General features: G+C 73.2%; 9 protein-coding genes. 5 read left to right on the forward strand and 4 right to left on the reverse strand.

The window, feature by feature from the left end; translation table 11 throughout:
* Window positions 1-4 precede the first annotated feature (4 nt).
* Window positions 5-2,158, forward strand: a complete 2,154-nt coding sequence (locus DK419_RS24175) for a peptidase domain-containing ABC transporter (RefSeq protein WP_109961356.1) — start codon at window positions 5-7, stop codon at window positions 2,156-2,158.
* A 286-nt stretch (window positions 2,159-2,444) separates the two neighbouring features.
* Here DK419_RS24175 and DK419_RS24180 read toward each other — a convergent pair whose 3' ends face one another.
* Window positions 2,445-3,977, reverse strand: coding sequence for a TolC family protein (locus DK419_RS24180; protein ID WP_109961357.1), 1,533 nt, complete (start codon window positions 3,975-3,977; stop codon window positions 2,445-2,447).
* Between the two features lie 529 nt (window positions 3,978-4,506).
* Here DK419_RS24180 and DK419_RS24185 point away from each other — a divergent pair.
* Together DK419_RS24185 and DK419_RS24190 are read left to right on the forward strand one after the other, a co-directional pair.
* On the forward strand, window positions 4,507-5,631 hold the full coding sequence (locus DK419_RS24185; RefSeq protein WP_109961358.1) for a mannitol dehydrogenase family protein: 1,125 nt from the start codon (window positions 4,507-4,509) through the stop codon (window positions 5,629-5,631).
* 43 nt (window positions 5,632-5,674) lie between these two features.
* Window positions 5,675-6,685 carry a zinc-binding alcohol dehydrogenase family protein gene (locus tag DK419_RS24190; RefSeq protein WP_109961359.1) on the forward strand — a complete coding sequence of 337 codons (1,011 nt, stop codon included), beginning with the start codon at window positions 5,675-5,677 and terminating at the stop codon, window positions 6,683-6,685.
* Window positions 6,686-6,829: 144 nt separating this feature from the next.
* On the opposite strand, the gene DK419_RS24195 is transcribed toward DK419_RS24190, so the two are convergent.
* Window positions 6,830-8,410 (reverse strand): outer membrane beta-barrel protein, encoded by a 1,581-nt coding sequence (locus DK419_RS24195; RefSeq protein ID WP_109961360.1) that lies wholly within the window; start codon window positions 8,408-8,410, stop codon window positions 6,830-6,832.
* Between the two features lie 75 nt (window positions 8,411-8,485).
* Window positions 8,486-9,061, reverse strand: a complete 576-nt coding sequence (locus DK419_RS24200; protein WP_208642242.1) for a GNAT family N-acetyltransferase — start codon at window positions 9,059-9,061, stop codon at window positions 8,486-8,488.
* Window positions 9,062-9,136: 75 nt separating this feature from the next.
* Between DK419_RS24200 and mutL the strand changes: the two genes are divergently transcribed.
* Window positions 9,137-11,185, forward strand: a complete 2,049-nt coding sequence (gene mutL, locus DK419_RS24205) for a DNA mismatch repair endonuclease MutL (protein WP_109961361.1) — start codon at window positions 9,137-9,139, stop codon at window positions 11,183-11,185.
* A 769-nt stretch (window positions 11,186-11,954) separates the two neighbouring features.
* Entirely contained in the window at window positions 11,955-12,218 is a 264-nt protein-coding gene (locus tag DK419_RS24210; protein ID WP_109961362.1) for a hypothetical protein, read from the forward strand.
* On the opposite strand, the gene DK419_RS24215 is transcribed toward DK419_RS24210, so the two are convergent.
* Window positions 12,197-12,865: a GntR family transcriptional regulator gene (locus DK419_RS24215; protein ID WP_109961363.1), complete on the reverse strand. Its 669-nt coding sequence runs from the start codon at window positions 12,863-12,865 to the stop codon at window positions 12,197-12,199. The two genes, DK419_RS24210 and DK419_RS24215, sit on opposite strands and share 22 nt — an antisense overlap.
* Window positions 12,866-12,941: the final 76 nt, after the last annotated feature.

Below are 12,941 nucleotides of genomic sequence, written 5' to 3' on the forward strand. Positions count from 1 at the left end.
ATCGATGACCGACTGGCTCAAGCGCGCGCTCGCGCCCAAGCGGCGGGTGCGCTCGATCCTGCAGAACGAGGCCAACGAGTGCGGGCTCGCGGCGCTGGCGATGGTGGCGAACTACCACCGCCACGACATCGACCTCGCCTACCTGCGCGCGCTGTTCCCGCTCTCGCGCAACGGCATGACCCTCGCGAGCATCGTGACGCTCGCCGACAGCCTCGGCCTCGACGCCAGCGGCTACGCCCTCGACGGGGTGATCGAACTCGAGCAGGTGGCGCTGCCGGCGATCCTGCACTGGCGCGGCAACCACTTCGTGGTGCTGGAGAAGATTGTTCGCGGGCGCTACCACGTCCAGGATCCGGAATTCGGCCTGCGCATCTACGAGCGCGCCGACATGGAGCGGCTGTTCGGCGGCATCGTGCTCGAATTCGCGCCCCGGATGGACTTCAAGGCGATCAGGGTCGGCGGGCGGCTCAAGCTGTTCGACATCCTGCGCACGGCCCGGGGCCTCGGCGGAACGGTCTGGCAGATCACGCTCGTCTCGGTGGCGATCTCGCTTCTCGGCCTCACCACCCCGGTGCTGCTCCAGATCGCGCTCGACGTGGTGATCCCGCAGGTCGACCTCGACCTGATGCAGATGCTCGCCGCCGGCCTCGTCCTGATGATGCTGTTCGAGGCGTTCGGGCAGTGGCTGCGCGGCTACATCGCGTTGCGTGCGTCGACGCTGCTCCAGCTCCAGTTCACCCGCAACGTCGTCGGCCACGCGCTCCGGCTGCCGCTGAGCTACTTCGAATTGCGCCATCCGGGCGACTTCGTCACCCGGATCCAGTCGATCGACACGATCCGCAACTTCATGGTCGGGGGCCTCGTCACGTCGTTCGCCGATATCGGCACGTCGTTCCTGCTCGTCGGGCTGATGTACTACTACTCGCCCGCCATGGCCTCGATCACGCTGGCGACGCTCGCCGCGGTGCTGGCGATGCGCTTCGTCACCTTCCCGACGCTCGACCGCGCCACCGCCGGCTCGCTCGAGGCGCGCTCGCAGGAGCAGGCGAGCCTGATCGACGGGTTGCAGCGCATCGGGGCGCTGAAGGCGCATAACAGCACCGAACTCTTCGCCATAACCTGGTTCGAGAGCTTCGCGCGCTTCGCCAACCTCGACTTCCGGGCGAAGAAAGCCGGGCTCGACGCCGAGTTCATGATGCACGTCGTGATCGCGCTCAGCACCGTGACGACGCTCTATCTCGGCATCACCGGCGTCATCAAGAACACGCTGACGATCGGCACGCTCTACGCCTTCATCGCGCTGCGCGGCGACTTCTTCGAGCGGGTCAACCACCTGACCTCGAGCCTGCTCCAGCTCGCCGCCCTCAAGGTCCACGTCGCCCGCCTCGACGACGTGATCGGGCAGGCGCCAGAGGAGGGCCTGCACGAGGCGGGCGTCCACCGGGCGATTCGCAAGGAGGTGAAGGTCGAGGACGTCACGATCCGCTTCGGCCGCGGCGACGAGCCGATCCTGACCGGCGCCTCGCTCACCATCGATGTCAGCCGCTGCGAGACGATCGCGATCGTCGGCGCCTCGGGCTCGGGCAAGTCGTCGCTGATGCGGATCCTCGCGAGCCTCACCGAGCCCGCCGCCGGCTCGGTCACGGTCGACGGCGTGCCCCTGAGCCAGTTCGGCAAGCGCGAGTACCGGGCCAATCTCGGGGTCGTCTTCGCGGATGACGGCCTGTTCGCCGGCACGGTCGCCGACAACCTGTCGCTGTTCGATCCGGCCGTGTCGCACGCCGAGATGGAGGCGGCCCTGGTCCGCGTCGCCTTGCGCGAGGAGATCGAGCGGCTGCCGCAGGGCTACGCCACCCACGTGTCGGAGGAGGGCAGCGTGCTCTCGACCGGCCAGCGCCGGCGCCTGCTGCTTGCCCGCGCCATCTGCCGCCGCCCGCGGCTGATGCTCCTCGACGAGGTGACGGCGAATCTCGACCCGGCGACGGAGGTCGCCCTCGTCGAGAGCCTGAAGGGCGTGCGGGCCGCCAAGATCTTCATCACCCATTCCGAGCGCCTGCTGGACCAGGTCGACCGGGTGTTCCGGATCGAGAACGGCCGCCTCACCGAGGAGCCGCGCCCGCCGAAGAAACCCGGGGCGCCGGTGCCGGAGGCGGCGTGAGGGGGGGCGGCGCTCGCCGGCCTGGAGGTCTTGCGGGCGGCGAGCGACGGAAGCGAATGAGTCGAGCTCCACGAACGTCGACGCCGCGCGACGTCATCCTGTGGCGAGCCTCGGCGAGAAGCCGGGATAACGATGGAGATCTTGAACCCGATCAATCGAAACAAGGATCGACTGTCAGCTGTTTCCTCTTCCCCTGGCGACCTCATCCTGAGGTCGCGGATGGAAAAAGACGGTGGCGGGGTGCAGGGCGGTGAACGTCCCGACCCCTTTCAGCAGACCAGTACCTTCACTGCGGCTCCGCTTCCGCCCGCGATACCCGGAGCACCGGCACCGGAAACGGCCTCGGAACCGGCGCCGTGCTGCCGCGCAAGGCGGGCGGCGCCACTTGCGGGACCACTTGCGGGGCCACTTGCGGGACCACTTGCGGGACCACTTGCGGGGCCGCCGCGAGGGAACGGCGCAGGGGCGGCGGCGGCGGGGGCGCGAGCGCCTCGAAGCGCCGGGCCGACGATCCGCCGGGCGCGGCGTCGAGGAGCGCCGCCACGGCGGCGAGTTGCAGCGACTGCCCGTCGCGCTCGTTCAGCACGATCTCGGCCGCCACCTCGGCATTGGCGAGTTCGCCGCGGATGTTCAGCTCGTCGAGGACGGTGCGGAATCCCGCCGCCCGCTCGATCGCGAAGCCCCGCATCGTCTCGCGCAGCTCGCGGATCCGCGCCACCAGTTGCGTGTACTGCTCGGCGGTGGCCTGGCGCCGCGCGAAGGCGATGCGGGCCGAGGTGAGGGTCGCGAGCTCCCGGTCCTGGGCCTCGTAGCCGCGCTGGCGCGCCAGCGCCGACGCCTCGCCGATCCGCGGCAGGCTGCCGGGCTCGTAGATCGGCACGCTCGCGACCACGCGGGTCGTGGTGTCGGTGATCCGGTCGAGGACCGGGCTGTAGCCGAGCTGCGCGATCTTGGAGAATTGCAGGTTGACCTTCGGCAGGAGGTCGGCGACCGCAGCCTTCGCCTGGTAGCCGGCCGCCTCCGCCTCGAGCAGGGACGCCGCGATGTCGGGATTGGCCGTGCGCACCATCTCGGCGAAGGCATCGGCGCTGCGCGGCAGCCCGTCGGGCAGGCGCGGCGGCAGCATCCGCTCGGGCAGCATCCGGGTCAGGCGGGTGAAGTCGAGGCGCGACGCCGTGAGGTCGGCCTGGGCCCGCACGCGCAGCGCCTCGGCCTCCTGCACCCGCGAGCGGGCGAGCGCCACGTCGGTGCGGGTCGCGTCGTTGAGCTCGAACTGCTTGTCGGTGAAGGCGGTGATCCGCCGGATCGCCGCGGCTTGCGCCTCGCGCGCCGCGAGGATCCGGGTGTCGCGCAGGACCGCGATGTAGGCGATCGCGGTGTCGAGCAGCACCTGCTGGCGCCGGCCGATCAGGAGGAGCCGGCCCGATTCGGCGAGCACCCGGGCCGACTGGTAGGTGTTCCAGCGCCGGAAGCCGTCGAACAGCGGCAGGTTCGCCGAGAGCCCCACCACCGTCGGCGAGCGGCGCGGCGTCGCATCGAGCCCGACCACCGGAGGGGTGGCGTCCGGCGCGTAGGTGATGCGGCTGCGCAGGGGCCGGTCGGCCGTGAAGGCGACTGTCGGCATGAACGCGTCGATGGCGCCGCGCAGGCGCTCCTCGGCGCCGTCCTGGCGCGCGCGCTCGGCCCGCAGCACGAAGCTCGTCTCCAGTGCCGCGGCGGAAGCCTCCTCGAGGCTCTGCGCCCGCGCCGCCCCGGCGGAGCCCGCCAGGAGCGCGAGGACCCAGCCCAGCCTCTCCAACCTCGCGCGCCGCACCGGCATCTCGTCTCCGAAGGGATGGGGGCGTTCCGCGTCCCCGGGGCTTCACGCCCGGCGCGAATCCCGCGAACGGCCGCCCTCTTCTTCGCGCAACAGGGTGAACGAAGCCTTACCTTAGGGGGAAACAAGTCGGTGCGGAATCCCGGCCCCATGGCTGCGGAGGACAACAAGGTCGATACGCACCGACGCACCTGCCATCGACTGCGGATAAACTTGATGTATCACGACAAGTCGGTAGCATTGTCAGAAGTCGAAGAAGAAATCATGGCAAGGCACGCAACCGCCGCCAGCGGATTTTGCACCTTCCGCATCGTTTCGAGCTCCGCTGCGGCGGCCCGGAATGATGCCGGCGGCGTCGGCTCCGCCGCGCCGGTCGAACGGACGCGATGGCCCCCGGCCCCCGCACCCGGAGGGGAAAAACCGTTTGACGCCGGACGGCCCGCGGCCCTTCATGCCGGGCGAAAAACAACGATCCACCCGGTGAGGATACGCCCTTGACCCGCTCCCGACGCGCGCCCGCGGCGGCGCTCGCATGACCCGGCGCGTCGTCCAGTTCGGCACCAGCCGCTTCCTGCAGGCGCATGCCGACCTCTTCATCCACGAGGCGCGCGAGGCGGGCCAGGATGTCGGCCCGGTCGCGGTGGTGCAGACCTCGGGCGACGCAACCCGCGCGGGCCGCGTCGCCGCCTTCGGGGCGCCCGGCGGCTACCCGGTGATCATCCGCGGCCTCGAGGCCGGCACCCCGGTCGAGCGCCGGGTCGCCGTCACCAGCATCGATCGCGGCCTCTCGGCCGCCGTCGACTGGGATTCCGTGACGGCCCTCGTCATCGAGGAGGCCGAGATCGTCCTCTCCAATACCGGCGATACCGGCTACGCGATCGCCGAGGCCGATCGCGGCGGGGGCTGGCGCGAGGCCCGTCCCCCGGCCTCGTTCCCGGGCAAGCTGACCCAGCTCCTCCACCGCCGCTGGCTCGCGGGCGGGCGCCCGCTCACGGTGCTTCCCTGCGAGTTGATCAACCGCAACGGCCGGGTGCTGCAAGGCCTGGTGCTCGACCTCGCGACGGAGGCCCGCCTGCCGGAGGCGTTCCTCGCCTGGCTGCGCGAGGGCGTGGTCTTCACCGACACCCTCGTCGACCGCATCGTCTCCGAGCCGCTCGCCCCCGTCGGCGCCGTGGCCGAGCCCTACGCCCTGTGGGCGATCGAGCGCCGGCCCGGCCTCGTGCTGCCGTGCGAGCACCCCTGCCTCGTGCTCACCGACGACCTCGAGCCCTACGAGCGGCTGAAGCTCCACATCCTCAATCTCGGCCACACGGTGCTGGCCGAGATCTGGCAGCGCGAGGGCCGGCCGGCGGGGGAGACCGTGCGGGAGATCCTGGCCGACCCGGCGATCCGGGCCCGGCTCGACGCGCTCTACCGCGACGAGGTGGTGCCGGGCTTCGCCGCCCGGGGCATGGGGGCGGAGGCGAAGGCCTACGTCGCCGCCACCCTGGAGCGCTTCCTCAACCCGTACCTCGACCACCGCCTCGCCGACATCGCCCAGAACCACGCCCAGAAGGTCGAGCGCCGCATCCCCGCCTTCCTGGCCTGGGTGGCGGAGAGCGGCGAGAGCCCGGCGGCACCGACCCTGCGGGCGCTGGCGGCGGCCTACGGCCACTGATCCGTCGCCCGACTCCGATCCCCTGCCTGGAGAGACCCGACCCATGAAGGTGCTCATCTGCGACGAGCCGGGCCGCCTGCGGCTGACCGAGCGGCCCGAGCCGGTCCCGGCCGAGGGCGAGGTGCTGGTGCGCATCCGCCGCGTCGGCATCTGCGGCACGGATTTCCACATCTACCAGGGCAAGCACCCGTTCCTGCAATACCCGCGGGTGATGGGGCACGAACTGTCCGGCACGATCGAGCGGGCGCCGGCCGGCAGCGGCCTGGATGCGGGGCAGAACGCCTACATCGTGCCCTACCTGTCCTGCGGCGCCTGCGTCGCCTGCCGCAAGGGCGTGACCAACGCCTGCCAGGCCATCTCCGTGCTCGGCGTCCATCGCGACGGCGGCATGGCCGAGTTGGTCAGCGTGCCGGCGGGCAACGTCGTGCCGGTCGGCGACACCCCGCTCGACGACGCCGCGATGATCGAGTTCCTGGCGATCGGCGCCCACGGGGTGAAGCGCGGCGGCGTCACCGCCGCCGACCGGGTGCTGGTGGTCGGCTCGGGCCCGATCGGCATGGCGGCGGTGATCTTCGCCAAGGCGCGCGGCGCCCACGTCACGGTGATGGACCTGCGCGAGGACCGGCTGGCCTTCACGCAGGGCGCGCTCGGCGCCGACGCGCTGCTGCGGGCTGACGACGACGCCGAGGCGAAGGCCGGGGCCGCCACCGACGGCGACTTCTACGATTGCGTGATCGACTGCACCGGCAACCGCGCCGCGATGCAGCGGGGCTTCGGCTTCGTCGGCCATGGCGGCCGCTACGTGCTGGTGAGCGTGGTGCGCGACGACATCGCGTTCTCGGACCCCGAGTTCCACAAGCGCGAGACCACCCTGTTCGCCAGCCGCAACGCGCAAGCCGACGACTTCGCCGAGGTGGTGCGGCAGATGCAGGCGGGCCGCGTGCCGACGCGGGCGCTGCGCACCCATCGCGGGCCGCTCGCCGAGGGGCCGGACCTGTTCCGCGACTGGCTGCGGCCGGAGGCGGGGGTGATCAAGGCGATCCTGGAGTTGTGAGGCGGGGGCGGAGCCGACCCGTCGGCCGTGACGGCGCGGGTCTTCCCCTCACCCCGCCCGCGGGGAGAGGGGAAGCCACGCTTCTCCGATCCTCCGGACGGCCCTGCGACGGACGGGCAGGGGAGAGAGGCCCGGCGGCACCTCTCACGGGTTGACCCGCACCCCGACGAGATACGTGTCGGAATGGTAGCTCGAGCCGATCGCGGTGCTCTTCAGCAATTCGCGGGCGTAGCTGGCGCGCAGGCCCAGCCAGCGGTTGAGGCGGTAATCGAGCCTGACGCCGGCGCTGTAGCCCTGCTCGCGGATGCTGGTGCCCTGGTAGTCGTTGCTGATCAGCGTGCCGGTCAGCGTCAGGCGCAGGTTGCGCCGCAGGTCGTGGGTGACCTCCGCGACCGCGGTGCGGGTGAGGATGCCGCTCGCCCCCGGCACGATGGTCTCGATGACGCCGGTCGAGGCGCCGATGCGCAGCGAGGTGAGGGGCGTCGCCGCCCAGGTCACCGTGCCGTCGACGACGGGGCCGGTGATGTCGCGCAGGCGGCTGTCGGCGTAGCGGCGCGACAGGTAGCCGCCCGAGACCTCGCCGGTGAGGAGCCGGCTGAACTCGAAGCTCGATCCGGCCCGCACGGTGATGCCGTCCGAATCGCGCCGCAGGCCGAACTGGTCGACCGCGAAGTCGTGGATGCGGGTGTCGACCAGCGTGTCGACGAAGGGGGTGAAGCCGGGGCGGATCTCGTAGCCGGTGCGCAGGCGCAGGCCGAACTGGTTGACGTTGCGGTCGTCCTGGCGGAGCAGCGTGCCGTTGGCGAGTTGCGCGTTCTCGAAGGTCTGGCGGTCGACGAGGCCCGCCACGGTCACCTGCAGCCGGTTGAAGCTCTGCGTCAGCCCGACGGTGCCGCCATAGGTCGCGACGAGCGGCCGGTCGCGGACCTGGGCGTTGAGGTCCGGGCTTCCGGCGCGCTGGGTCGAGATGGCGTAGCGGCCCTCGACGTCGACCTTGGTGTCGCGGGCGACGTCGAGGCGCAGCCGCATCGCGCCGTCGCCGTCCGGCCGGTTGGCGTTGCGGTTGTCCGGATAGGTGAAGTAGCCGCCGCGCAGCTCGCCGGTGAGCGAGTGCGCCGACCAGTCGCTCTCGACGCGCAATTCGCCCTGGCTGCGCAGCACCATCGAGCCGCGGCGCAGGATCGAGCGGTCGGGGTTCGAATCGTAGCCGACGCTCTGCTGCAGGGCCGGGAACAGGGTGAGGCCGCCGACCCGGATGCCGAGCGGCGCGTAGGGGTCGAGGGGGTCGATCGGCCGCCGGCGCAGGAGCGGCGCCGCGGCGGCGAGGTCGGGCAGGCCCGAGACCGGGATCTGCACGGTCGGGCGCAGGCGCAGGTCGTCGGCGGTGCCCTGCTGGGTCGCCTGGCGGGTGATGGCGGTGGTCGGCGCGCGGGTCCGGCGCTGCGGCGCGCGCGCCCGGGCGCCGGAGCGGGAGGCGGCGCCCGGACGGGCGGCGGCACCGCGGGGGAGGCCGGCCTGGAGCGCCGGGTTGGCGCCGCGCAGCGCGAAGGTGTCGGGGTCCTGCCCGCCCGGGAGCGGGCCGGCGAGGCTCGGGTCGCCCGCCGGGGACAGGGACGGCGCCGCGCCCTGCGCCCAGGCCGGTCCCGCGGCGAGGAGGGAGGCGGCCAGCACCAGGGCCGGGACGCCGGACCCGGCCTGTCCGCGTGTTCGCCGCTCGTCCGCCACGGGCCTGCCGCTCCGCTCCGCCGGGGCCCGTCGGGGGCCGGGCCATCATGGTTAAGAGCGGTACAACGGCCAGGGTTAAGTCCGGGTAACCGACGCCTCCCGCGCGCCTCCCCGTTCAGCCCGGGGGCGGCGTCCCGTCCCGGGGCCGAGGTCGCGCTGCATCAGCACGGTGTCGAGCCAGGTGCCGTGCTTCCAGCCGACGGCGCGCAACACCCCGACGTGCCGGAAGCCGTGGGCGGCGTGCAGGCCGATCGAGGCGGCGTTGCCGGAATCCCCGATCACCGCCACCGCCTGGCGGAAGCCGGCTCGCGCGGCCTCGGCGAGGAGCGCCCCGAGGAGGCGCCGGCCGAGGCCGCGCCCGGCCTCGCCGGGCCGCAGGTAGACCGAGGTCTCGACGGTGTGGCGGTAGGCCGGCCGGGTCCGGTAGGGCCCGGCATAGGCGTAGCCGAGGACGGCGCCGCCGCGCGCGGCGACGAGGTAGGGGTAGCCGCCCGCGACGAGCGCCGCGCGGCGCCGGCCCATCTCGGCCTCGTCGGGACCTTGCGTCTCGAACGAGGCCCGGCCGGTCTCGACCGCGTGGGCGTAGATCGCCGTCACCGCCGGAAGGTCGGCCGCCTCGCAGGGGCGCAGCACGGTCCCGTCGTCCGTCATCGCGATGATCCGTCCCGGTGGAAACGCTCGCGCCCGCACCTTCTGGGCGGGCCCGGAAAACCTTATATTCGCTCCATGGCTCTTTCACCCCCCGGACGCCCGCAGGTCCGCCGCCTCGACCCCGTCCTCGTCGACCGCATCGCCGCCGGCGAGGTGGTCGAGCGGCCGGCCTCCGCGGTCAAGGAACTGGTCGAGAACGCGGTCGATGCCGGCGCGTCGAGCATCGCGGTGACGATCGCCGCCGGCGGGCGCAAGCTGATCCGGGTCGTCGACGACGGCGGCGGCATGAGCGCGGAGGACCTCGCCCTCGCGGTCGAGCGCCACGCCACCTCGAAGCTGCCGGACGGCGACCTCGAGCGCATCGACACGCTGGGCTTTCGCGGCGAGGCGCTGCCCTCGATCGGCGCGGTGGCGCGGCTCGCCATCACCTCGCGGGTGCCGGGCACCGAGACCGGGCACTGGATCGTGGTCGATGCCGGCCACAAGGGGCCGGTACGGCCGGCCGCCGCCCAGCCGGGCACCCGGATCGAGGTGACGGACCTGTTCGCCGCCACGCCCGCGCGGCTGAAGTTCCTCAAGTCCGACCGGGCGGAAGCGACGGCGGTGGGCGAGATCCTGCGCCGCCTCGCGGTCGCCCATCCGCAGATCCGCTTCACCCTGAGCGGGGAGGGGTCGTCGGGAAGCGGGCTCGTCCTTCCGGCCGAGACCGGACCGGGCTCGTGGCTGCGCCGGCTCGTCGCGGTGCTCGGCCCGGAATTCGGGGAGAACTCGGCGCCCTTGAGCCTCGAGCGCGAGGCCTTCGCCCTCGACGGCCATGTCGGCCTGCCGACCTTCCACCGGGCGGCGGCCACCCACGTCCACTTCGTCGTCAACGGGCGGCCGGTGCGCGACCGGCTGCTGCTCTCGGCGGTGCGGGGGGCCTACGCCGACGTGATGGCGTCCGACCGCCACCCGATCCTCGCGCTCGCGCTCACCTGCGACCCGGCCCTCGTCGACGTCAACGTCCACCCGGCCAAGACCGAGGTGCGCTTCCGCGATCCGGGCCTCGTGCGCGGGCTCATCGTCAGCGCCATCCACGAGGCCCTGCGCCGGGAGGGCGGACGCAGCTCGGCCACGGTGGCGGCCCGCACCCTGGAGAGCCTGCGGCCGGCGCACACGCCGGGGCAGGCCGCCGCGCCCGCCGCCGCGCGCCAGGCCGCGAGCCTGTTCGCCCGGCGCGACGAGACGGCGCCTCCCCGTCCGGCAGGCTCGGGCCGGGCGGAGGATGTCGAGCGGGATTTCGGCGCGGCGCGGGGCACGCCGTCTTGGGATGCGCCGTCTTGGGACGCGCCGACTCGCGATGCGCCGACTCACGATGCGCCGACTTGGGACGCACCGACTTGGAACGCGCAGGAGCCCGCTCAGGCCGCCTACGAGGGACCGCCCCAGGCATCCGGGCGGGCAGGCTTCGGCGAGGCGGCCCAGGCGCGGTTCGCCGGCGACCTGGGGGCGCCGAGCGCCGATTTGCGGGCGCCTCCCCCCGAGGCGACCGCCCACCCGGCGGAGCAGCACCCGCTCGGCGCGGCGCGGGCGCAGCTCCACGAGACCTACATCGTCGCCCAGACCCGGGACGGGATCGTCATCGTCGACCAGCACGCCGCCCACGAGCGGCTGGTCTACGAGCGGCTGAAGCGCGAGCGGGCCGGCGGCGGCATCGCCCGCCAGATCCTGCTGATCCCCGACGTGGTCGAGCTCGATCCCGCCGAGGCCGACCGGCTCGCCGACGCCGCGGAGGCGCTGCAGGATCTCGGTCTCGTGCTCGAATCCTTCGGCCACGGGGCGGTGCTGGTGCGGGAGGTGCCCGCCGCGCTCGCCGGCGGGTCGCTCCGCGCCCTCCTCACCGACGTGGTCGACGCCCTCGCCGAGGGCGGAGCCGACCCGCTCGCCCGCCGCCTCGACGCGGTCCTGTCGCGGATGAGCTGCCACGGCTCGATCCGCGCCGGCCGCCGCCTGCGGCCGGAGGAGATGAACGCGCTCCTGCGCGAGATGGAGGCGACCCCGTTCTCCGGCCAGTGCAACCACGGCCGCCCGACCTACGTCGAGCTGAAGCTCTCGGACGTCGAGCGGCTGTTCGGCCGGCGCTGATTTCGACGCGACCGGGCAGGAGCCGTCCGGGCCGGACCTCCAACAATCGAAGGTGCAAGCTCAGGCGCAGGACCCGTCCGGCGGGTCTTGCCGCGTGCCGGACGTCCCTAATAAGCACTCGCTATCCAGGGCGGTATTCGCCGCCCTGGATCGCGAAACGGTTTCGTTTGCCGGGGACGGCGGAGCCGGTGACGAACTGATCCCATCGCGCCCGTGCATCGACACGTCGATGCACGGGCGTTCGGCGCATGGACGCCGGCGCCCGTTCGGGCTCAGCCGGCGCCGTCGAACGGATCCGTTCGAAGGCGCTGCGGTACGACAGGAGCCCTGTCCTCCTCGAGGGCGCCTGCAGAAGCACCGGAACGGGATCGCCGCCCTCAGGTGCCGAGGCAAGGCCGGCCCGTGGGTGCGCAGGCCCGCGGTCCGGAGCGGCCGCTGCGATCCGGCCACGCTGCCCGCCCGGGCGGCGATCGCGGTGTCGCCGAGCCTGTCCGTTCGTCCCGCCGCCGGATCTGCGGAACCGGGCTCGCCGTCCTCGCCACCGGCGGCTGACGGCGCGCTGCCTCCGGCGGTGCCGAGCGCGACGTTGCCGAACGTCCGTCGCGATTCCCTGACGCCGAGCGCGCCGCCGCGACGGCCCCCGGGTCGAGCCGGTGGCACGGCCCGCGTCGAACGGGCTTGTCCGGGTGCGCGAGGCAGGCCAGATCACCGCGGGCGACGGACCTGCCCGGCCCGCGGGCGGCCGGACCTCGTGCCGGATGGAAGAGCGATGGACGAGGGGGCGGCCGGCCCCGCGCACGGGACGCCGGAGATGATCCGGCAATGCGCGGCGGAATGCATGGAGCTGGCTGCCACGTTCTTCGCGGCGGCCGCCGAGCGGCTGACCGAGAACGATCTCGCGGGCTATCGCTGCGCGATGCGCTGCGCCGCGGCCGCCGCGAAATGCGCCCGCGAGATCGCGGCGCTCCTCGGGACCGACGCGGCGCTCGACCGGCCGCGGACCGAGGCCGCCTACTCGAACAGGTCGGGGTAGCGGGCCTCGGCCCTGGGCAGGGCGCGCACGATCTCCCACAGGTGATGGCGCATCGCCGCCGCGGCGGCCTCCGGGTCGCGGGCGTCGAGGCCGGCGAGGATCGCGCGGTGCTGGTCCACCAGGGGCAGCATCGCGGCGGCGTCGCTCAGGGTGAGCTGGCAGGCGCGGTCGAGATGCGCCTTCACGTCCTGCACCGCCTCCCAGGCCAGCGCGCAGCCCGCCCCCTCCGCGAGGGCGGCGTGGAACAGCGTGTCGGCGCGCTGGAAGCCGGCGTGGTCGCCCGCGCCCGCCCGCTCGGCCTGCAGCGCGACGAGGTCGTCGATCCGCCGCCGGCTCGCGGGATCGAACGTCTCGCAGGCGCGCCGCACCACCGCGGTCTCGATCGCCTCGCGCACGAAGCGCGCCTGCATCAGCCGCGGGACCGAGATCTTGGCCACCACCGTCCCGCGCTGCGGGCGCACCTCCACCAGGCGCGTGCGGGAGAGCCCGATGAACGCCTCGCGCACCGGCTGGCGCGACACGCCGTGGCGGGCGGCGATCTCCTGCTCCGACAGCCGCGTGCCCGGCAGCACGTCGAGCGCGATGATCGAGCGCCGCAGCGACGCCTCCACCCGCTCCGCCGCAGAGCCCGTCGTCACCTCGATCATTCCGCTTCACAGCCTCCGCACGATGTGCATACACTACCATACAAGTCGGACGCCCCACCAGAAGGGCGCCGGTCTC

Source organism: Methylobacterium terrae (assembly GCF_003173755.1).
In the GTDB taxonomy this organism is placed as follows: Bacteria; Pseudomonadota; Alphaproteobacteria; order Rhizobiales; family Beijerinckiaceae; genus Methylobacterium; species Methylobacterium terrae.